We start from the raw sequence: 20,864 nt of genomic DNA on the forward strand, positions 1-20,864 counted from the left end.
CATCGCTCAGACGACATGCAACATGCGTGTCATTGTCGCTGCGCTGCTGCGGCATTCGTTTCGAAGGCTATTGTGCAATGCCTATGCGACTTGTTGCACTCTGTGCGTGTGAGACTCAGTGCTGCTCAGCCTTGATGAACATCGTGGTGGTGCTGGACTCGCCGGGCTTAATCACAATGAGATCCTTGCCGGTGTTGAACGCGTTGGCGTACGCGGTTTGCGGCTCCACAGCGGTGCCAGCCGGATGCTGGAATGCCGGGAAGCCGGTACCGGTGCACACCTGGAAGGAAGTGATGGTTTCATCGCCGCCAACCTTGATGACCAGTCCGTCCGGACGGGTGAAGGTTGCGGTCACCGTGCCGTCGGCGTCATGCTTCAGATCGGTCCAGGCATCATCGAACGGCTGGTTGACCAGCAGCGGGTTATCGTTGAGATCGTACTTGGTGCCTTCCACCGGCTCGGTGCCGGTTGGAATGAGGTTCTCGTCCACAGTGACGTGTGTGGAGGCAGGCACGGTCAGATGGCACTGAGCGTTATGGCCGTCGATTTCATCGCCGTAGCCGTTGAAGCCGTTGTCCAGCCACGGGTGAATAGCCAGTGCCCACGGGGCATCCACATCGCCGTAGTTCTCAGCGGTGACGGTAATCTTCAGTCCGTCTTCGGTCAGCTCATGAGTGGCGTACACCTTGATGGCGAACGGATAACCGAGCAGGAACGGGGCACGCCAAGACTGAGTCACCGAGCTTTCGGTCAAGGATTCGAGCTTCCAGAAGGAACGGTAACCGTAGCCGTGAATGGCGGTGTTGCGATCATGCTCGTCAATAGGCAGCGTGTAGGTCTTGCCTTCGAACTCGTAAGTGCCTGCGGCGATACGGTTCGGGAACGGAACCAGCAGCTGGCCGTGGCAGCAGGTAATCGGGTCATCTGCGCCGAGCGGAACGATGACGTTCTTGCCCTTATAGGTGACCTTACGCATGGTGGCACCCAGCTCGGTAATCACGGCTGCATAGTCGCCGTAGGAGATGCTGTATTGTTGGCCGGTGCGTGGCGTTGTATTCGTCATGAAATCACTCCCGTAGTGAGATATCGGAAATCGATAACCATTGTTACCGCTAACAGCTAGTGTAGCGCGTTTCTTCATATACACGACTTATCCACGCTCGCGCATCTCACTTTGCCGGGTCCTGCTTTAGACTAGACCACAGTGTGTGAACAAGGAGATGCAATGACCAAGTGTGTGGTGTTGGCCGATCCGCGAGGATTCTGTGCTGGAGTCGATCGTGCGATTCTTACGGTACAGACGATTCTGAAGGCGGCAGCCTCATCTGGCAAATTAGTTCGTGAGGATGGTCTTCCTCCGGTATACGTGCGCAGGCAAATCGTACACAATAAGCATGTTGTTGAAGACTTGGCGTCGCAAGGTGCGGTATTCGTACAGGAACTCAGTGAGATTCCAGGGGCTGCTGCGGCCGCAGGAATTCCCGTGGTGTTTTCCGCGCATGGTGTTTCTCCAGAGGTCAAGGATGAAGCCAAGCGGCGAGGTATGCATGTAGTGGATGCCACATGCCCGTTGGTGGGCAAAGTGCATCGTGAAGTGCTGCGATTCGTGCGCGAAGGCTATGAGATTGTCTACATCGGGCACAAAGGTCATGATGAGGCAGTGGGCGTAGTGGGGGAGAGCCCGGAACATGTGCATCTGATTGAGCACGCCGATGATGTGGCTTCGTTGAATTTCACGCCTGAAACCAAACTGGTGCTGCTTTCGCAGACCACGCTAAGCGTGGACGAAACCGCTGGCACCATAGCCGCATTGAAGGCGCGGTTCCCGTGGATGGAAGAGCCGCCTAGCTCGGATATCTGCTACGCCACGTCAAATAGGCAGGCCGCAGTAAAACTGGTGGCTCAACAGTCTGATTGCGTGGTGATTGTCGGCTCTGCGAATTCCTCCAATTCCGTGCGACTGATGGAAGTGGCACAGGAAGGTTTGGGAGAGCGCGGCAAGGCATATCGTGTGGATGATGCCAGTGAGCTCAATCCCGAGTGGTTCACAGATGTTGAGGCTGTGGGCATCTCCTCTGGCGCATCCGTGCCTGATGAACTGGTGTCCGGAGTGATCGACGCGCTGCAATCCCAAGGTTTCACCGGCATGAAGTCCGTGGAGACCATTAAGGAGAATATGCACTTTGTGTTGCCGGCGGAACTCCGCAGGCAACCTTCGCGAGCCTAGTGTTTTGTTGGTTGTGACGTGATGGGGATGACTACCCCTCAGTCACTTCGTGACAGCTCCCCTGACAAGGGGAGCCAGAGTCGTCCTTCATCACCATGTGCCAATTGGTGCGGCAACACCGTTTAGCACTTTTAAGAGATCGTTCGGATTGACTCCCACAGACAATCCGCGCTTGCCTCCAGAGACCAAAATTTTATCGAACTGTAATGCGCTCTCGTCCAGTACAGTTTTGTGATGAGTCTTTTGGCCCAGCGGGGAAATACCTCCCACCACGTACCCGGATTCGCGCATGGCTACCTTCGGATCGGCCATTGCCGCTTTTTTCGCGCCGACTGCGGCGGCCAATGCTTTCAAATCCATGTGCCCGCTCACCGGCACTACGCCTACCACGCGTTCGGTGCCGGTATCCGCCATCAAGGTTTTGAAAACCTGATGCTCATCAAATCCAAGCTTGGTGGCTGCCTCGACGCCATAGCCATCGTCCATGTGGTCATTGGAATGCTCATACTCGTAGAGTTGAAACTCCACGCCGGCCTTCTCCAACTGCACTGTGGCAGGGGTGGAGCCGGTGCCTTTACCATGTTTGTTCTTCTTTGCCATGATTTCTGTTGTACTACAAAGAAACCCCCGCGCATGGCGGGGGTTTCATAAGCTTAGTTCTCAAACGAACCTATGCGGGTAGACCCGCGTGGATTCACTCGGAAATCTCAGCGAAGTACAGCAGGGTACGGATCATGTTGGAGGTGAAGCCGTACTCGTTGTCGTAGAAGGAAACGGTGCGAGCCAGGGTCACGCCGTCAACGGTGTTGACGTCGGTCTGGGTCGGATCGAACACGCCACCGTGGGTGTCGCCGAGGATATCGGAGGAGACGATGCCCTCATCGTTGTAGCCGTAGAACTCGCAGTTCTCGAAGGCTTCCTTGAAGGCGGCGTTGATCTCGTCAGCGGTGGTCTCGGTGTTCAGAACGGTGGTCAGCTCGGTGACGGAGCCGTCCGGAACCTGAACGCGCTGAGCGTGGCCCTGCAGCTTGCCGTTCACGGACGGAACGACCTTGCCGATAGCCTTAGCAGCGCCGGTGGAGTGAGCGATGGTGTTGATGGCGGCGGCGCGCAGGTTGCGGCCGGTCTTGGTGCCACGCGGGCCATCGAGCAGCATCTGGGTGCCGGTGTAAGCGTGGATGGTGGTCATGAAGCCAGCCTTGATGCCGAACTTTTCGTCCAGCAGCTTGACCATAGCAGCCATAGAGTTGGTGGTGCAGGAGCCGGCGGAGACGATCACGTCGGAAGCCTTGAGAATGTCGTGGTTCACGCCGAACACGACGGTCGGGGTGACGTCATCCTTGGCCGGAGCGGAGATCAGGACCTTCTTGGCGCCAGCGTTGATGTGAGCCTGGGACTTCTCAGCGGAGGTGTAGAAGCCGGTGCACTCGAGCACGTACTCAACACCGTCGTTCTTGACCCACGGAATGTTGTTGGCGTCCTTCTCGGCGTAGACCTTGTATTCCTTGCCGTCCACCACGATGGAGTCTTCGGTGGCCTTCACGTCAACCGGGGTGCCGTCGTCGTGACGGAAGGTGCCGTGGGTGGAATCGTACTTCAGCAGGTAAGCCAGGGTGGCCGGGGTGGTCAGATCGTTGATGGCGGCAACTTCGATGTCACCAGCCTGGCCGCCGCGAGCCTGCAGCTCGAAGATACGACGGAAGGCGAGACGACCAATGCGACCGAAGCCGTTGATACCAATCTTAACTGTCATGTAATTCTCCCTTGTAGGGTGGCGGTAATGTGCTGTGGCACACCACGCCATTGTTTACCAACAGTTGTTACTGTAATGCCGACTGTGTACACAAAGCAACGTTTGAACGTGCGTTTTGGGCAAAATATTCCATTTTTTTGTGAGCGTTCACATTGTTGTTTGCGCGAGCGTTGCCATACGTTCATCGATGACGCTGCGCGGTGGAGAAAACGCAAACTTGATATACCACTAACGCACCAGCAGTGCGGAAACCTCAGTATCCAATTCGCCGATACTTCCCGAGAAATCATGATTGCGATTGACCGAGGGCAAGGCCACCTCAGCGGGGAATGTAACGATCAATGTTCCTTTTTCAACGCTGATCGCAGCGCGCACATTATCGCGGAACTCATTACTGACCCCCTGCACCACGGTATTAGTCAAAGTGCCATGTTCCAGCTCATACTTCAGCCCCGGTTCGTTCACGTCAAGCGAAACATCAGACAGGGAGAACACGGATACCATGCGGCCCGCTTCCGGAACCGGATGGGCTGCGAACTCGAGCTTGCCATCACAGATGGCAGTGACCACGGTGCCGTCTCCGAATAGATAGCCACTCGCTCCATGCTGCGCCAGCAGCGCCATCAGCTGAATATTCGACAGCGTGTGATCAACGCGGCTCCCAACCCGCCCCAGATACGGAACTCACGGCAGCCTGCGGTCCAACCGATTTTCAAAGCCGAGAGCATATCCGGATCATCTTTGAGTGGAGGCAATACCACCGTTCGCGTGCTGGTGTCAGCAGATGGCCGTGCGCCCTCGAGCGAATCGAAATCACCAACCACCACATCCGGCGCAATGCCTAAAGCGCGAGTATGATCGAGCCCACCATCAGCCGCCACAATATAAGCATCCGAAGGAATCAGCGACGCATCGGGGCTCCCGTAGTATTCGCCGGCGCCGAAAATCACACATACCTTGGTCATGACGCCAACTCTAGCCGGTCAGCTGCTAGGCTGGCGAAACAAGGCGTTTGCATATGAGCAAATAGCGGAGATAAGGGGAGCGGAACAATGGCGCATATCACCGAAGCGAGTGAAAGACCTATCCTCAAATCCAAGGTGTTCCTCTACGTCACCGAATTCTTCTCCGGCATGTCCGTGATGGCCGCCGAACTTGGCGCTTCACGATTGCTGGCACCATATTTCTCCAGTTCGCAAATCGTATGGACCATCATCATCGGCACCATCATGATCGCACTGGCATTGGGCGCGGTGTTCGGCGGAAAATGGGCCGATAAAGATCCGAATCCGGATAAGCTCTACATGCGCATCATGATCGCAGCCGTATGGATTTCACTGATTCCACTAGTCGGCAAATATCTGATTCTCATCATCTCCGGGCTGCTGATCGTCACCGTTTCCACGAACTTCCTCATCATTGCCGCGTTCATCTCCTGCGTCATCATCTTCGTGCCGCCACTGTTCCTGCTCGGCACAGTGACCGCCGGTCTCAATAAATTCGCTACGACTTCGTTGGAAGACAATGCATCCGTAGTGGGTCGACTTTCTGCATGCAACACCATCGGTTCGATTCTGGGAACCTTCCTGCCTACATTCGTCACGATTCCAGCTGTGGGCACATTCGTAAGCTTCCTGATTTTCTCCGGAGCGTTGCTGATTATCCCGTTGGCTTATTTCATCTCCATCAAAGCGCACCGTGTGGCGTGCGCGGTCTCGGCAGTGATTTTCGTGGCCACGAGCTGCGTTTCACCACTCACCGGATTCGCATTCTGGGAAACCAATCTTGCCTATGAGGGGGAGTCCATCTACAACTACCTGCAGGTCAAGAATCTTTCCGACCGCACGATACTGTCCACCAACGTGCTGTTTGGCGTGCAGTCGGTCACGATGAAGGATCCAGGCCTGACCGGCATGTATTACGACACCGCGCTTGCCGCTCCGGCGCTCGCGGACAAGGCGGATTCCGCACTGATTCTCGGTATGGGGACCGGCACGTATGCCAGGCAGCTCAAGCAGTATTACCCGGATATGGCCATCACCGGAGTGGAAATCGATCAGAAAATCACCAACTTGGCAGGGCAGTATTTCTCCGAACCAAGTGGCGTGCCGGTCAGCACATACGATGGTCGCGCATGGCTCGCGGCTTCCCATGATTCCTACGACGTGATTATGGTTGATGCGTATCAAGACATCACCATTCCATTCCAGATGAGCTCCACCGAGTTTTTCTCTATGGTGCGTGAGCATCTCAATTCCGGTGGCGTGATGGTGGTGAATATGAATATGGTCTCGGACGGGCGTGGATCCATCAATGAGGCGCTGAGTGACACCATCGCCAGTGTGTTCGGTGCGGCCAATATGCTAACCGCCGATGTGCCAAACACTACGAACCGCGAGCTGTTCGCAAAGAAATCCTCGTCTGGGCAATCGGTGAGCGATATGAAGCAGGTCGCCAAGGCTGATCGTCTGCGTCAGCGAACCTATGCGCGCACGTCCAGTAGTGAGCTGCAATGGTATATGGAAAGGGTTGCCGGTCGATTCGCTGCTGTACCGCAGCCGGACTCCTCTTCAACGATTTTGACGGATGATAAAGCGCCGGTGGAAGTGCTCGGTATGCGCGCCATCGATCAGATCATCGCGCAGGAAGCCGGGCCATACCGCGAAATACTGCAGAAGGAAGGCATCGGCGGTCTGCTGCGTGCGGTGCAATAATGATGTAGTGGCAATGCACTTGCAAAGTGTTGGATATCGCTTCTCGCGTATGTGAGATGACGTTGCGACACACTGACGAGCAATGTCCGGGCATATGGTACACTTTCTCTTTGGCTTGAGAAATCAAGAAAGCGGGGCAACCCCACCTGGAAACCTTTCAAGGTCTCGGGTTCAAGGCAACAGCCTAAAGATTGCTACTGGATAAGGCAATCGGAACATGTAATGCACATAGGTATTACAGCTGGATGGTCGACGTACGTCGTTTGACCAATGTTGTCATGAATCCAATGCGTTGATGGGGAATGTATGTGGGCCCGCGTAGGAACATGCAGAGGATTGGAGTCATCATCAGCGACGAACCACGTATTAACGACGAGATTCGCGTCCCGCAGGTACGCCTGATCGGCCCGAAGGGCGAGCAGGTGGGCGTCATCGCGACTACTGTTGCGCTGAACCTGGCCAAGGAGGCAAACCTCGATCTCGTCGAGGTGGCACCGAACGCGAAGCCTCCGGTCGCCAAGCTCATCGACTACGGCAAGTTCAAGTACAACGAGAAGATCAAGGCTCGTGAAGCTCGCCGCAATCAGAGCACCGCGGAAATCAAGGAAATTCGTTTCCGTCTCAAGATTGACGATCACGACTTCGACGTGAAGAAGGGCCATGTGACCCGCTTCCTGAACGGTGGCGATAAGGTCAAGGTGACCATTATGCTGCGCGGTCGTGAGATTTCCCGCCCGATTGGCGGTGTCGAGCTGCTGCAGCGCTTGGCTGACGATGTCGAGGAGTTCGGCACCGTGGAATCCAAGCCGAAGCAGGAGGCCGCAACATCATCATGACCCTCGCGCCGAAGGGTAAGAAGGTGCACACCCAGTCTGAGCAGCGTCGCCGCGGAGCCGAATCCCGCGCTGAACGTCAGGCTCGTCAGGCTGCACGTCTTGCCGCCAAGCAGGAGGCTCAGGCACAGGCCGCAGCCGATGCCAAGGCCTCGATTTCTCCCCAGACTTCCGATATGAAGAAGCAAACCAGCAAGGAGGGCAGCAATGCCGAAGATGAAAACTAATTCCGCCGCTTCCAAGCGCGCTCGTATCACCGGCTCCGGCAAGGTGATGCAGGTCGGTTCCGCCATGCGCCACAACCTCGAGCACAAGTCCGCTCGCAAGCGTCGCGCTCTGTCCGCTGACGCTGTGCTGCGCGGTGGCCAGGCCAAGAAGCTGAAGCAGCTTCTGCAGAAGTGAGCTTAGGGCTTACACGGATAATAAAGACTTTTTAGAAAGCTGAGGAATAAATTATGGCACGTGTCAAGCGCGCAGTGAACGCCCACAAGAAGCGTCGCGTTGTTCTCGAGAGGGCTTCCGGCTACCGCGGCCAGCGCTCCCGCCTGTACCGCAAGGCTAAGGAACAGCTGCTGCACTCCTTTAACTACAACTTCCGCGACCGTAAGGCTCGCAAGGGTGACTTCCGCAAGCTGTGGATTCAGCGTATCAACGCTGCTGTCCGTGCTGAGGGCATCACCTACAACCGCTTCATCCAGGGCCTGCACCTTGCTGGCATCGAACTGGATCGTCGCGCTCTCGCCGAGCTGGCCGTCTCCGATCCTGAGACCTTCAAGACCATCGTTGAGGCTGCCAAGGCTGCTCTGCCTGAGGACGTCAACGCTCCGGTCGAGGCCTGAGACAGGCAGTCCAGTGGACTGAATCTTTGATAGAAACCCCGCTATTTGGCGGGGTTTCTTCGTCTTTGGGCTTCTTATCTTCTTTCGCGGTATATCCAAAAGCTGTACGAAGACGTTTTCCGATTACGATAAGACACCATGATTAATAGCTTCGAGAGACTTACTGAGCAATTTCTGGTACATATCGGCGTGGAACGCGGACTCGCCAAAGCCACCGTGGACGCATACGAATCCGATATCAACAAGTATGTTGACTGGCTCGAAGCCCGAGGCATTGAAGATGCCGATGCCATTACCTCGCAGGATGTTGAAGATTACGTCGCTTCATTGGACGCGGCAGGGGAGTCCGCGCGTTCCAAGGCCAGACGCCTGGCTTCACTTCATGAATTCCACCGTTTTGCATTGAGCCAACACGTAGTCATGAACGATGTTTCCGCGGCAATTAAGGCACCCAAGGGTGCGTCCACATTGCCCGACGTGTTGAACGTGGACGAGGTGACGCGACTTCTGGATGCGGCGGCAGTCGGTGGATCGAATGATCCGGTAGTGTTGCGCAATAAGGCGTTGCTGGAATTCATGTATGCCACCGGGTGCCGTGTTTCTGAAGCAGCTGGAGCGAATCTTGACGATATTGACCTGGATGAGCGTGTGGCTCGCCTCATGGGCAAAGGCTCCAAACAGCGCTTGGTGCCCATCGGCAGTTACGCGTGCGAAGCATTGACCGCGTATCTCAACATGGCGCGAGGAGAGCTTGAACGCCGGTCTTCGGCAGCGGTGCCGGAACGTCGGGCGCTGTTCCTGAACAAGCGTGGCCGTCGCATCTCCAGGCAGTCGATTTGGGAAGTGGTCAAAGACGCGGGGGAGCGGGCCGGAATCACGCGGCCTTTGCACCCGCACACGTTGCGCCATTCGTTTGCAACGCATCTGATCCAAGGTGGTGCGGACGTGCGTACCGTACAAGAGCTATTGGGCCATGCCAGCGTTACCACCACGCAGATTTACACGCATGTAAGCCCCGAGCATCTGATCGAAGCCTATCTGTCTTCTCATCCGCGAGCCAGATGAAGCGGGTATCCCTCAAAGAGTAGGCTATAAGGCAGTTGGTGATACCGATGAAGGGGTGCGGAACGACGATGGAAGATTGGCGTGATGACCGGACAACGGTCGACGGTTTCAGGCAAGGAACTTTGCCTATGGCCGGAACGTATGTCGTTACCCCCCGAACAGACGAAGATGTTGATAAGGTAAACAGTATGCCTACCGATCTGCTTGGACGTGAATATGAAACCTTCCCCGCTCCCGAACCGTTGCAGCAGCATGGCCCGGCCAGGGTCATCGCCATGTGCAACCAGAAGGGCGGCGTAGGTAAAACCACGAGTTCCATCAATATTGCCGGTGCTCTTGCCCAGTATGGCCGCCGTGTGCTGATTGTCGATTTCGATCCTCAAGGTGCGGCAACGGTGGGTCTCGGCATTAATGCGAACGCAGTGGACAACACTATTTATACGGCCCTGTTTGATATTTCCGTAGACCCGCATGATGTGGTGCAGCATACGGCGTTCGAAAACATCGACATCATTCCCGCGAACATCGATTTGTCCGCCGCCGAAGTGCAACTGGTTACCGAAGTGGGCCGTGAACAGATACTGAACGGCGTGCTGCGCAAGCTGAAGAACGAGTACGATCTCATTATCGTGGATTGCCAGCCATCATTGGGCCTGCTCACCGTCAATGCGTTAACGGCTGCGGATGGTGTCATCATTCCGGTGGCTGCCGAGTTCTTCGCCCTGCGAGGCGTGGCATTGCTGATGCAGTCCATCGAAAAAGTGCAGTCGCGTATCAATCCGGCTTTGGAAGTGGATGGCGTACTGGTCACCATGTACACCAACACCTTGCACTGCGAGGAAGTCTGCCAGCGCATTTACGAAGCGTTTAAGGATAAGGTGTTCCACACCTGCATTTCTCGTTCGATCAAGTTGCCGGATTCCACTGTCGCCGCAGCGCCGATCGTGATTTATGCTCCAGGGCATAAGACCGCCAAGGAATACCGCGAAGTCGCGCGTGAAATGATATCGCGCGGCGTGGTGGCGTAACGCTGGTACCCATATCCTCTACTCGGTCGGTTATGAGCGATACCGATTTCCAAGTTGCGCATGATAGAGCGCAGGAAATAGCCGGTAAGGAGAGCGATACCTCCGGATTCCAAGTGAATCTGGAGGTTTATTCCGGTCCGTTTGATGTGCTGCTTGGTTTGATTGCCAATAACAAACTTGAACTTACCGAGGTGTCGCTTTCCTCGATTACCGAGGAATTTTTGGCATATGTGCGCAAGCTCGATTTCACTAAGAACATGGATGAGGCCAGCGCGTTTCTTGATATCGCATCCATATTGGTGGAAGCGAAAAGCGCGGCGATTCTGCCCGGTGATGATGAGGAACGAGCGGATGAGCAGAGTCTCGAGGCGTTGCGTGAGCGAGATCTTCTCTTCGCGCGTTTGATTCAATACCGTGCATATAAGCAAGCGGCATCTGATTTTCGCGCGCGGATGGCTGCCAATTCCGGGCGTTTCCCGCACCCAGCATATATGGATGATGCAATAGCGGCAATGCTGCCGGAACTGGTATGGACGATAACGCCTATGGATTTGGCTCGGTTGGCTGCACAAGTGATTACCAATGCGCCAGCTTCTGAAGTTTCCGTACATCAGCTTCATGTGCCATTGGTGGATTTGCGTGCACAATCTGCACTGGTGAGAAGCCGGCTGATGCATGCGTTACAGCATAATCCTCAGCAGTCCATGACATTCGCCGAACTGACTGAGGATTGCGCGTCCCGCTTGGAAGTAGTCGCGCGATTTATGGCAATACTGGTGTTCTTCAAACAAGGAGCTGTGCAATACCGGCAGAGTGGCCCGTTTGAAGAGCTTGAATTGCGTTGGGTTGCCGGCGTGGATGATGCCATGAGCGACGTGAATATATCTGAAGGAGACTTTGCCTGATGAACGATGAATCGCGTGCTGTGCTTCCGGAATTCACCGTCGATGATTTTCCCGGGGGCTTACCTGCCTGCCTTGAAGCCATTTTGATGGTGGCTGATCAGCCGCAAACCGCGGAAGATATCGCGCGTGTGCTCGCCGTTGATGTTGCGACGGTTGAGCAAGCGTTGCAGACATTGCAAGCAGAGTATGACGGATTGTCTGATGCTCAGGGAAACAAGACTCGCCCGCGCGGTTTTGAGCTCAGGCATACCGCACGAGGCTGGCAATTCGCCAATCGTGCGGTGTTTGAGCCGGTAGTTTCCGCTTTTGTTACTGACGGGCAAACCGCCAGACTCAGCCAGGCTGCTTTAGAAGCGCTTGCTATCGTGGCGTATAAGCAGCCGGTGACCCGCGCTCAGGTGGCGGCGATTCGTGGCGTCAATTCGGATGGTGTGATTCGTTCACTGAGCATTCATGGGTTGATTAAGGAGAGCGGTGCCGATTCGGAAACGCGTGCCGCGCTGCTGGTCACGTCTGAATTATTCCTTGAACGGATGGGGCTTGATTCGTTGGAGCAACTGCCGTCTCTGGCTCCATTCTTGCCGTCGGCAAGCGAAATGACGCAGCTTGCCAGGCAAACGAATGAGGCGGAATCATCCATAGAGTGACCGACTTCTATGAGTTATAGTCATCCTGACTAAAAGTAGTGCTATGCTGGGCAGTTAGGGGAAGGCTCCTGCGGGACTTGCGGCGACGGCCGCGGCTCCGTGACCTTGAAGAAAGAAGCATGGCATGGGATTTGGCAACGTATCGGAACGTCGCAGTGCACCGCCGCAAGTCGGCGTTTCTGTGGTGATTCTTGCGCTTGGTCCCAGGGGTGCTGATGATACCGGTACTGCGTCCAATGCCGCGCATTCGCAACTGTGGATGCCGCTGGTGAAGCGTGTGCGTCAACCCTTCATGGGCTCTTGGGCCTTGCCGGGCGGCCATTTGAGGGCTGATCGGTCTCTTGAACAGTCGGCATTCGAGGCGCTGGAATCCACTACGGCATTGCATCCGCGCTATCTGGAGCAGCTCTACACGTTTGGCGATCCCAACCGATCTCACGGCGGATTGCCAATGGTTTCTATCGTGTACTGGGCGCTGGTGGAACAAAGCGAAGCCGTGGATTTCGAAGATGGCGATAACGTGCGATGGTTCCCGGAGCATGATTTGCCTCAGTTGGCATTCGATCATCGGGCCATCATCGACTATGCATTGGAGCGACTGCGTTCCAAAATCGAATATTCCGATGTGGCAACTCGACTGTTGGGGCCAACATTCACGTTGCGTCAGTTGCATGATGTATATGAGGCCATCGCCGGGCAAAGCATTGATCTGGCGAATTTCCGCCGCAAAATGCTTGCTTCGGGTGATCTGGAAGACACGGGAGAAAAACGCCGTGAGGGCCGGCAGCGGCCGGCTGCGGTGTATCGGTACGTTCCCAAAGAACAGGTGAACGATACTGTTCAGAGGGCAGGAATTCCAGGCTCTCCAAGCTCCTATGCCGGCGATCATGCAGTCGCCTCTTTGGACCCTCGACACAATGCTGCTCATGATGATGCATTGGCGCCGCTTACCCCTTCCGCACAGCGATAGCGGAACATACATAACATTTTCGATTCAAGTCGAATGAATCAATAATCAAACCAAGAGAAGAAGGTTCACTATGAGTGACACCAAGGAGAAGAGCTCCGCGCTCTCCGTGGAGGAGCAGGGCATCGACACCATTGCCGAGTCCGACCGCCACGGCAGCCCGAAGGACCTGTTCTGGCCCTGGTTCGCAGCCAACATTTCCGTGCTCGCCATGTCATATGGCGCTTGGGCACTTGGTTTCGGCATTTCGTTCTGGCAGGCAACGCTCGCCGCAATTCTCGGCATTGTTGTCTCCTTCCTGCTGGTGGGCATCGTATCCATTGCCGGCAAGCGTGCCAACGCTCCGACAATGGTTATCACTCGTGCCACCTTCGGTGTGGAAGGCGCTAAGGTGCCATCCGTGCTGAGCTGGATTGCCACACTCGGCTGGGAAATCTCTTTGACCACCACCGCTGTGCTGGCGCTCGCCTCCACCTTCCAGCGTCTCGGCTGGGGTTCCGGTGCCGCGCCGAAGATTATCTCCACCATCATTGTGGTTGGTCTCGTGGTCGTGGCCGGCATCTTTGGTTACGACCTCATTATGAAAGCGCAGCAGGCCATCACCATCATCAGCGGTGTGGTGACCATTGGCTTCCTGATCCTCGGCTGGTCGCACATTGATTTCGCCGCCGTGGGCGCTTCTCAGGCCGGTTCCGCTCCGTCCGTACTGGGTGCGTTCCTGTTTGTGATGACCGGTTTCGGCTTGGGCTGGGTGAACGTGGCCGCCGATTACTCCCGTTACCTGCCGCGTAAATCCTCCAACGCCGGCATCGTATTCTGGTCCACCTTCGGCGCATCGCTCGCCCCGGTGCTGCTGGTGATCTACGGTGGTCTACTCGCTGTCTCCAACCAGAAGTTGTCCGATGCGGTGGGCAATGATCCGATTGGCGCTATGGCTTCTATCTTGCCGACTTGGTATCTGGTGCCGTTCACGCTGGTGGCTGTGCTGGGTCTTATGTCTGGCGCCATTATGGATAACTATTCCAACGGCCTTGCTTTGCTGAGTTTCGGCATCAAGCTGCCGCGTGTGGCCGCCGCTGGCTTGACGGCAGCGTTGACCGTGCTCGGCGTGGTGTATGTGACCTTCTTCTCCGATACTTTCATCGGTCCGTTCCAAGGCTTCCTGATTACGCTCGGTGTGCCTATGGCCGTGTGGACCGGCCTGTTCATCGCCGATGTGCTGCTGCGCAAAAAGGATTACAACACCGACGACCTGTACAAGGCTGATGGTCGTTACGGCGCATGGAATGTGAAGTCTCTGGCGATTCTCGTGGTCGGCACGCTGCTCGGCTGGGGTCTTGTGGTCAACACGTCTGCCAGCTGGCTGGAATGGCAGGGCTACTTCCTTGGCCTCTTCGGTGGCAAGGATGGCGCTTGGGCATCCGCCAACCTTGGCGTGATTGTGGCATTGGTTATCGGCTTCGTGGGCGCATTGATTTTCCAGCATGGTGACATTGCCGCTCAGGAAGCACAGGATAAGGAGAACTGATCATGACTGTTCCATCCGATGAATGGCTGGTGGTTATCGACCGTCAGAAGGTGTTCGCTGAATCCGATTGGTCCGATTGGGCTTGCCCGGACGGCTCCTTCCATACCACGGATGCCGCGTTCAAAGCTCTTGCTGAGGCTTACGGCGACCATGTGGTGTACACCCGGTATGTGGCTCCAACTCCAGCACAGGATGCGTGGATTGATTACTTCAAGGATTGGCCGCAGTTCCTAGTGCCGCCGGACGATCCTATGTATGACTTGACTGAGGATACTGCCGCGCTCGCAGCCGGTCATCCTATTGTCAGCCGCGATACGTTCGGCAAGTGGGGGAGTGAGCTTGCTCAAGCCATTGGTGGAGCCAAGAAGATTGTGCTGTGCGGTGTGGCCACTGATTGCTGCGTGATTACCACTGCGCTTGCTGCAGCTGATGCCGGTGTTGCTGTGCGCGTGGCAGCAGATGCTTGCCAAGGCTCAAGCCCTAAGAATCATCAGCGTGCCCTCGATACGATGGCTCTGTTTGCTCCGCTCATCACTATCACTGATTCTGCTGAAATCCTCGGCTGATTCGATATAAGTAATGCCCTTGTGCTGCCTGTTGACTGGTGGCACAAGGGCATTACCGTATTAGTGGCTACTTAGAAAGATGCCATCCTTCCGCATGCTTGGCGGTGCGTACGCGGGTGAGCACGCATCCGGCGCCGGCTAGGGTGAGAATCGCGGTGAGGGTGAGGATGGTGGTCGTGTCGCTGCCGGTGTTGGACAGGGTTTCGGCCTTCTTCTTGGCGGCATCCGCCTTCTGCTGCGCCTTGCCGGCCTTCTGTTGGGCTTCCTGCTGCTTCTTCTGCTCCTCCTGGGCCTTCTTGTCGGCTTCGGCCTGGGCCTGCTTGGCGGCGGCGAGCTCCTTGTCGGCCTGATCCTTATCCTGCTTGGCGGTCTCATACGTGGCTTTGGCGGTTTCGTAGGCGGCGTCCGCCTTGGTCTTGGCCTCGTTGGCTTCGGCCAGCTTCGCGTTCGCGTCCTTCAACGCCTGTTCGGCCTTGGCGAGGCGATCCGGCGCGGCCTTATAGAAGGCGATGGTGTTCTCGGCCTCCGTCTTCGTCTTCACCGCCGCATCGTGCGTGGCCTTCGCGGCCTCGTACGCCTGCTTGGCGGCATCCACCTTGGCTTGTGCGGCATCAAGCTTGGTCTGAGCGTCCTTCACGGACTGGTCGGACGTGTTCTTGGCTGCCAATGCCTTGTCCAACGCGGCCTGGGCCTCCGTCTTAGCCTGCTTCGCGGACTGGAGCTCCTCGCCGGCCTCGGCCTTCGCCGTGGTCGCGTCCTTGATCTCCTGCTGGGCGGCGGTCTTGTCCGACTGGGCCTTCGCGATGCTCTGGCCGGCCGCATCCACGGCCGACTGCGCGGCCTTCACCGACTGGTCGGCCTCATCCACCTTGGCCTGCGCGTCGGACTGGTTTTTCACCGCCGTATCGGAATCCGACTGGGCGGTTGCGGTGTTCTTCTTGGCGTTCTCGTACGCGGTGTTGGCCTGATCCTGCTCCTTGCGGGCCTGCTCCAACGCGGATGCCTTGTCGCCCTGAGCCTTCACGGCCTCGTCGTACGCGGCCTGGGCCTCCTTCGCCTTTTGGGCGAGCTGGTCGGCCTTCTCCTGCGCGGCCTTCGCCTCGGCGGCCGCCTTGTCGGCGGCCGTCCTGGCTTCGGCGACCCTGTCGGCGGCGGATTGCGCGGCCTTCGCGGCCTGCTCGGACTTCGACAGGGCATCCTGATACGTGGAGCCGGCGGCGGTGAGCGAGTCATGGTAGGCGGTGAGATCCTTCAGATATGCGTCCACGTCCATGACACGGCCCGCATCCATGCCGATATAATCGGGGTCGTCGGCGAATGTCTGGCCGTGTGTGACGACGCCGAAGTCGCCGTTCTGGCTGACCGCGAAGCCGGTGACCGTGAACGAGTCGTTGATCAGGTTCGTGTAGTGCCCGTAATTGCCTACCCGATTGCCGTCGGGGGCCTTCCCGTCAAGCACTCCGTCGGCCATGTCGCGGTCGTATTCCGCTTTCTCCTTCGTGTACCAGCCGTCGAACGGGTCGTCATAGCCCCAAGCGAGATTCTCCGAAGCCGCGAATTGGCCGGCATGGTTCAGATTGGATTCCGACCAGTCGACATCGGCCATCGCATAGGCCATTATCGTGTCCGTTACCTTCAATGCGGGAAGGTTATGCTTGGCGCGCAGCTCGTTCGCTTCCTGGATCCATTTCAGGGATGCGATCATGTTCTCGAACGTGGTCGCATCACCCTCCGCCCCGTTCTGGATGGAGTCGATGTACTGGGTTGCGGTCGGGTCGGTGAGCACCTTGACCGCGTCGGTGGCACCCTTGTCGCCGAAGTAGGCGACCGCGCCCTGGCTGAGCTTGGCCTGTGCCTGGTCGGCGAACTCCTTCTTCGCGGCCGCATCCTTGGCGGCCTGGTCGGCGGCCTGCTGCTTCGCCGTCGCCTCGGCGCTGGTCGCGTTCACCGTATCATTCGCGGCCTTCCTGGCTGCCTCGGCCTTGGCCTGGGCGGCCTTGGCCTCCGTCGCGGCGTCCTGCGCGGCCTTCAACTGCGCGGCCATGTCCGAGAGTCCGCCGTCATCCTTGGACAGCTGCTCGACCTTCGCATCCGCCTTATCCTTCGCGCTCTTGGCAGCGGCCTCCGCCTTCTTCGCGGCATCCAGCTTCGCCTGCGCGTCCTTGACGGCCTGGTCGGCGGCCTTCTTGTCACCCTGGGCCGTGGACTGCGCCTGCTTGGCGGCATCCAGCTCCTGCTTCGCGGCGGTCTTGGCCGCCTGCGCCTGCTTCAACGCGGCCTCCGCCTTGTCCGCCTTTGACTGGGCGGCGGTGAGCGACTGGTCGGCCTTGTCCGCCTTCGACTGGGCGGCGGACTCCTGCTTGGAAGCGGCGTCAACCTGCTGTTGCGCCTTGTCCGCCTCCTGCTGATGCTTGTCCGCTTCCGCCTGAGCTGAATCCTTCGCATCCTGAGCCGACTGCTTCTCCGACTGTGCGGTCTGCTGATCCTGCTGGGCCTGCTTCATCGCATCCTGCGACTGCTGGATCGCCGACTGCGCGTCCTGCACGGCCTGCTGCGCCTGCTCGATCTTCGCGGGGGCGTCCTGCACATCCTGCGCGGCCTGCTGCTGCGCGGCCTGCGCCTTGTCGGCCGCCTGCTGGGCCTGGGTCTGCTGATCGGCGGCCTGCTGCTGCGCCGAAGCCGCGGCATCCAGATTCTGCTTCGCCGAATCCAACGCGCCAGCTGCCGCGTCCGCCTTCGCCTGAGCCTCCGTCACCGAAGTGGGGGCGGCCTTGGAAGCCGTCTCGACGCTTTCCTGGGCCGTGTTCACCGCATCCTGAGCCTGACTGATCGCCTGCGAGGCGGCATCCTGCTGGGTGCTTGCCGTCTCATCGGCCATAGCCACCGCCGGAGCAGTCAACGTAGCCAACGTAGCAACAGTAGCTATCGTTGCTTTTGTTGCAGTATGAGCCATAATGAACCTCTTTCTCACTTAGACCTCTATGTCTAATTGCCAAACTATCGGGGGTGCGTGGGGGGGGGGGCTACCTGCCGTTCAATATTTGGAATCTATATCATTGATTTTTTGAATTAAGCGAGATCTCGGCATGTGTCAAGATGTGCCGGTACACTCGTGACGGTTTGTGTGTAAGTACAGGGAAAACAAAACCCAATAGATAAGTACAAAAGTACGCAAGTACCGAACGATTACGCAAAAGAATCAGTATTAAGAGAGGTTTCGATGGCGGTTCGTGGAGATATCCGTAATGTGGCGATTGTGGCTCACGTCGATCACGGCAAGACCACGCTGGTCAATGCCATGCTTCAGCAGTCCCATGTGTTCAACGAGCGTGAGGAAGTCCCGGATCGTGTGATGGACTCCAACGATCTCGAACGCGAGAAGGGCATCACCATTCTCGCCAAGAACACGGCTGTGGAATACACCGGCCCGCTGGCCACCAAGTATGGTCACCCGGATGGCATCACCCTGAACATCATCGATACCCCTGGCCACGCCGACTTCGGCGGCGAGGTGGAGCGCGGCATCTCTATGGTCGACGGCGTTGTGCTGCTCGTGGACGCCTCCGAAGGCCCGCTGCCGCAGACCCGTTTCGTGCTGCGCAAGGCTTTGGAAGCCAAGCTGCCGGTCATTCTGTGCGTGAACAAGGTTGATCGTCCGGATGCCCGTATCGATGAGGTTGTCTCCGAATCTACCGATCTGCTGCTGGGCCTTGCTCAGGACGTTGTCGAGGAAGGCATCGACCTTGATCTCGATCACCTGCTCGACCTGCCGGTTGTCTACTGCGCCGCCAAGGCCGGTTACGCCTCCACCAACCAGCCGGAGAACGGTGCTCTGCCGGACAACGACAACCTTGAGCCGCTGTTCGAAGACATCATCAAGTACATTCCGGCTCCGGAATACGAGGAAGGCGCACCGCTGCAGGCACATGTGGCCAACATCGACTCTTCCGACTTCCTTGGCCGACTCGGCCTGGTCCGCATCTACAACGGCACCCTCGAGAAGGGCAAGACCTATGGTCTGAGCCGTGTGGATGGCTCCATTGAGAACTTCCGCGTTGCCGAACTGCTGCGCACTCAGGGCCTTGAGCGTACCCCCGTGGCCTCCGCTGGTCCTGGCGACATCGTGGCAGTCGCCGGCGTGAACGACATCATGATTGGCGAAACCATCGTTGACCCCAACGATCCGAAGCCGCTTCCGCTGATTCACGTTGACGATCCGGCCATCTCCATGACCTTCGGTGTTAACGATTCCCCGCTGGCCGGCACTGAAGGCAAGGACCATAAGCTCACCGCCCGCATGATTAAGGATCGTCTGGACCGCGAGCTCATCGGTAACGTGTCCATCAAGGTGCTGCCGACCGACCGTCCTGACGCTTGGGAAGTGCAGGGCCGTGGCGAGCTGGCACTGGCTGTGCTGGCCGAGCAGATGCGTCGCGAAGGCTACGAGCTGACCGTTGGCCGCCCGCAGGTGGTCACCAAGAAGATCGACGGCGTGGTCAACGAGCCTATGGAAAGCACTACCATCGACGTGCCGGAAGAGTACATGGGTACCGTCACCCAGCTCATGGCCGATCGTAAGGGCCGCATGGACTCCATGTCCAACCACGGCTCCGGTTGGGTGCGTCTGCAGTTCACCGTGCCGTCCCGTGGCCTGATCGGCTTCCGCACCGCACTGCTGTCTGCCACCCGCGGCACCGGCATCGCATCCTCCATCTCCGCTGGCTACGCTCCGTGGGCTGGCCAGATTGTGACCCGTCAGAACGGCTCTATGGTTTCCGACCGTCAGGGTGTCGCCACCCCGTACGCCATGCAGCGTCTGCAGGCTCGCGGCAACTTCTTCGTCGAGCCGCAGTCTCCGGTCTACGAAGGCCAGGTTGTGGGCGTGAACAACAAGCCGGACGAGCTGGACGTGAACATTACGCTGGCCAAGCACATGACCAACATGCGTTCCTCCACCGCTGACGTGCTGGAAACCCTGACCCCGCCGATCAAGATGAGCCTCGAAGAGTCCCTGGACTTCGCTAACGAGGACGAGTGCGTGGAAGTGACTCCGGAGTCCATCCGCGTGCGCAAGATCATCCTTGGCCGTGAAGATTGGTACAAGTGGCGCGCCAAGCAGCGTCGTCAGAATAATCAGACTAAGTAGTCTGATTATTCTGACGACGCTGCCTTCGCGGATGCCTTGTGGTGGCATCCGCTCACCTCGGCTACGAACAGTCCACTGGACTGTTCGTTTAACGCCTCGGCATCGTCAGAACACCATTAAACGGCTCAGCAGAATAACCAGACTAAGTAAGGTGAGATGAAACCTTGGTCGCATAGGCAGAGCGCGTTGGTCAGAGCGGTAATTACGATCTTGGCCGGCGCGCTTGCCGCGTTTGTGGGTACGTTCGCGCATCGTATGGGCGCGGACCTGAATATTCCATACGGATTGGTGCTGGCTTTTGCGCTGATTGTTCTCTCCTCATGGTGCGCGCGTGCACGGCTCGGCGTCACCGGCCTGGCATTGCATCTCATTACTTCTTCGATGACCGCATGGGGACTTGCCTTGACCACAACATCCGGCAAAGCGCTGATTGTGGCGGGATTCCAAGGTGACATGCCATACTTCACCCAGCATGCCGGATATATCTGGCTGTATGGCATCGTTATTATTCAGGTTGTGCTGCTGGTATTGCCCTCTCGCTGGTTCGTCATTCCTGCAAAACACTGACGCCCCGCGTTTTGACGATGACGTTCCAAGCAATACCGCGTTCCTGAAATTGCGGTGCACGAGCAGCAGCTCACCCGCT

Annotated in this window: 17 protein-coding genes and 2 pseudogenes; 14 read left to right on the forward strand and 5 right to left on the reverse strand. The window is 57.4% G+C overall.

Translation table 11 applies throughout. From position 1 onward, the window contains the following. Positions 1–115 precede the first annotated feature (115 nt). Positions 116–1,063: an aldose 1-epimerase family protein gene (locus tag BISA_RS02620; RefSeq protein ID WP_033890058.1), complete on the reverse strand. Its 948-nt coding sequence runs from the start codon at positions 1,061–1,063 to the stop codon at positions 116–118. Positions 1,064–1,225: 162 nt separating this feature from the next. On the opposite strand from BISA_RS02620, the gene BISA_RS02625 reads away from it, so the two are divergent. Continuing rightward, complete coding sequence (locus tag BISA_RS02625; protein WP_033890059.1) at positions 1,226–2,227, forward strand: 4-hydroxy-3-methylbut-2-enyl diphosphate reductase; 1,002 nt, start codon at positions 1,226–1,228, stop codon at positions 2,225–2,227. 90 nt (positions 2,228–2,317) lie between these two features. Here the strand turns inward: BISA_RS02625 and ybaK are convergent, their stop codons facing one another. From ybaK to BISA_RS11845, 3 genes and pseudogenes are all read right to left on the reverse strand, one after another. Continuing rightward, positions 2,318–2,827, reverse strand: a complete 510-nt coding sequence (ybaK, locus tag BISA_RS02630) for a Cys-tRNA(Pro) deacylase (RefSeq protein ID WP_033890061.1) — start codon at positions 2,825–2,827, stop codon at positions 2,318–2,320. A gap of 94 nt (positions 2,828–2,921) precedes the next feature. Further along, a complete protein-coding gene (gap, locus tag BISA_RS02635; protein ID WP_033890062.1) occupies positions 2,922–3,980 on the reverse strand; it encodes a type I glyceraldehyde-3-phosphate dehydrogenase in 1,059 nt (352 codons plus the stop codon). Positions 3,981–4,208: 228 nt separating this feature from the next. Further along, positions 4,209–4,945, reverse strand: a pseudogene (locus BISA_RS11845) (thiamine diphosphokinase). Between the two features lie 87 nt (positions 4,946–5,032). On the opposite strand from BISA_RS11845, the gene BISA_RS02645 reads away from it, so the two are divergent. The 11 genes and pseudogenes from BISA_RS02645 (at position 5,033) to BISA_RS02695 (ending at position 15,072) form a co-directional block, all read left to right on the forward strand. Continuing rightward, on the forward strand, positions 5,033–6,694 hold the full coding sequence (locus tag BISA_RS02645; protein ID WP_033890064.1) for a spermidine synthase: 1,662 nt from the start codon (positions 5,033–5,035) through the stop codon (positions 6,692–6,694). Between the two features lie 326 nt (positions 6,695–7,020). Beyond that, a pseudogene (gene infC / locus BISA_RS11850) lies at positions 7,021–7,754 on the forward strand (translation initiation factor IF-3). Beyond that, complete coding sequence (rpmI, locus tag BISA_RS02655) at positions 7,735–7,929, forward strand: 50S ribosomal protein L35 (protein ID WP_033890065.1); 195 nt, start codon at positions 7,735–7,737, stop codon at positions 7,927–7,929. The pseudogene infC and the gene rpmI overlap by 20 nt, the downstream one beginning before the upstream one ends. A 53-nt stretch (positions 7,930–7,982) precedes the next feature. Continuing rightward, positions 7,983–8,366: a 50S ribosomal protein L20 gene (gene rplT / locus BISA_RS02660; RefSeq protein WP_033890067.1), complete on the forward strand. Its 384-nt coding sequence runs from the start codon at positions 7,983–7,985 to the stop codon at positions 8,364–8,366. Between the two features lie 138 nt (positions 8,367–8,504). Next, complete coding sequence (gene xerD, locus BISA_RS02665; RefSeq protein ID WP_033890068.1) at positions 8,505–9,431, forward strand: site-specific tyrosine recombinase XerD; 927 nt, start codon at positions 8,505–8,507, stop codon at positions 9,429–9,431. A gap of 188 nt (positions 9,432–9,619) precedes the next feature. Then, complete coding sequence (locus BISA_RS02670; RefSeq protein ID WP_033890172.1) at positions 9,620–10,459, forward strand: ParA family protein; 840 nt, start codon at positions 9,620–9,622, stop codon at positions 10,457–10,459. 32 nt (positions 10,460–10,491) lie between these two features. Next, on the forward strand, positions 10,492–11,364 hold the full coding sequence (locus tag BISA_RS02675; RefSeq protein WP_081889980.1) for a segregation and condensation protein A: 873 nt from the start codon (positions 10,492–10,494) through the stop codon (positions 11,362–11,364). Further along, positions 11,364–12,011 (forward strand): SMC-Scp complex subunit ScpB, encoded by a 648-nt coding sequence (gene scpB / locus BISA_RS02680; RefSeq protein WP_051917304.1) that lies wholly within the window; start codon positions 11,364–11,366, stop codon positions 12,009–12,011. Before BISA_RS02675 ends, scpB begins: the two co-directional genes overlap by 1 nt. A 124-nt stretch (positions 12,012–12,135) precedes the next feature. Then, complete coding sequence (locus BISA_RS02685) at positions 12,136–12,981, forward strand: NUDIX hydrolase (protein ID WP_033890069.1); 846 nt, start codon at positions 12,136–12,138, stop codon at positions 12,979–12,981. 70 nt (positions 12,982–13,051) lie between these two features. Then, positions 13,052–14,506, forward strand: a complete 1,455-nt coding sequence (locus BISA_RS02690) for a purine-cytosine permease family protein (protein WP_033890070.1) — start codon at positions 13,052–13,054, stop codon at positions 14,504–14,506. Between the two features lie 2 nt (positions 14,507–14,508). Beyond that, complete coding sequence (locus BISA_RS02695; RefSeq protein WP_033890071.1) at positions 14,509–15,072, forward strand: isochorismatase family protein; 564 nt, start codon at positions 14,509–14,511, stop codon at positions 15,070–15,072. Between the two features lie 67 nt (positions 15,073–15,139). Here the strand turns inward: BISA_RS02695 and BISA_RS02700 are convergent, their stop codons facing one another. Further along, positions 15,140–18,025, reverse strand: a complete 2,886-nt coding sequence (locus BISA_RS02700) for a CAP domain-containing protein (RefSeq protein ID WP_033890072.1) — start codon at positions 18,023–18,025, stop codon at positions 15,140–15,142. A 267-nt stretch (positions 18,026–18,292) separates the two neighbouring features. Between BISA_RS02700 and typA the strand changes: the two genes are divergently transcribed. Together typA and BISA_RS02710 are read left to right on the forward strand one after the other, a co-directional pair. Next, positions 18,293–20,218 (forward strand): translational GTPase TypA, encoded by a 1,926-nt coding sequence (gene typA, locus BISA_RS02705; protein ID WP_033890073.1) that lies wholly within the window; start codon positions 18,293–18,295, stop codon positions 20,216–20,218. Positions 20,219–20,374: 156 nt separating this feature from the next. Further along, positions 20,375–20,785 carry a hypothetical protein gene (locus BISA_RS02710; RefSeq protein ID WP_033890074.1) on the forward strand — a complete coding sequence of 137 codons (411 nt, stop codon included), beginning with the start codon at positions 20,375–20,377 and terminating at the stop codon, positions 20,783–20,785. Positions 20,786–20,864 lie beyond the last annotated feature (79 nt).

The sequence above is a fragment of the Bifidobacterium saguini DSM 23967 genome (assembly GCF_000741715.1).
GTDB classification, from domain to species: domain Bacteria; phylum Actinomycetota; class Actinomycetes; order Actinomycetales; family Bifidobacteriaceae; genus Bifidobacterium; species Bifidobacterium saguini.

Coding starts and splice junctions, on each gene's coding strand:
- typA (WP_033890073.1), top strand. CDS start 18,293: ATGGCGGTTCGTGGAGATATCCGTAATGTGGCGATTGTGGCTCACGTC.
- BISA_RS02620 (WP_033890058.1), bottom strand. CDS start 1,063: ATGACGAATACAACGCCACGCACCGGCCAACAATACAGCATCTCCTAC.
- ybaK (WP_033890061.1), bottom strand. CDS start 2,827: ATGGCAAAGAAGAACAAACATGGTAAAGGCACCGGCTCCACCCCTGCC.
- scpB (WP_051917304.1), top strand. CDS start 11,364: ATGAACGATGAATCGCGTGCTGTGCTTCCGGAATTCACCGTCGATGAT.
- BISA_RS02645 (WP_033890064.1), top strand. CDS start 5,033: ATGGCGCATATCACCGAAGCGAGTGAAAGACCTATCCTCAAATCCAAG.
- BISA_RS02700 (WP_033890072.1), bottom strand. CDS start 18,025: ATGGCTCATACTGCAACAAAAGCAACGATAGCTACTGTTGCTACGTTG.
- rplT (WP_033890067.1), top strand. CDS start 7,983: ATGGCACGTGTCAAGCGCGCAGTGAACGCCCACAAGAAGCGTCGCGTT.
- gap (WP_033890062.1), bottom strand. CDS start 3,980: ATGACAGTTAAGATTGGTATCAACGGCTTCGGTCGCATTGGTCGTCTC.
- xerD (WP_033890068.1), top strand. CDS start 8,505: ATGATTAATAGCTTCGAGAGACTTACTGAGCAATTTCTGGTACATATC.
- BISA_RS02670 (WP_033890172.1), top strand. CDS start 9,620: ATGCCTACCGATCTGCTTGGACGTGAATATGAAACCTTCCCCGCTCCC.
- BISA_RS02675 (WP_081889980.1), top strand. CDS start 10,492: ATGAGCGATACCGATTTCCAAGTTGCGCATGATAGAGCGCAGGAAATA.
- BISA_RS02625 (WP_033890059.1), top strand. CDS start 1,226: ATGACCAAGTGTGTGGTGTTGGCCGATCCGCGAGGATTCTGTGCTGGA.
- rpmI (WP_033890065.1), top strand. CDS start 7,735: ATGCCGAAGATGAAAACTAATTCCGCCGCTTCCAAGCGCGCTCGTATC.
- BISA_RS02710 (WP_033890074.1), top strand. CDS start 20,375: ATGAAACCTTGGTCGCATAGGCAGAGCGCGTTGGTCAGAGCGGTAATT.
- BISA_RS02695 (WP_033890071.1), top strand. CDS start 14,509: ATGACTGTTCCATCCGATGAATGGCTGGTGGTTATCGACCGTCAGAAG.
- BISA_RS02690 (WP_033890070.1), top strand. CDS start 13,052: ATGAGTGACACCAAGGAGAAGAGCTCCGCGCTCTCCGTGGAGGAGCAG.
- BISA_RS02685 (WP_033890069.1), top strand. CDS start 12,136: ATGGGATTTGGCAACGTATCGGAACGTCGCAGTGCACCGCCGCAAGTC.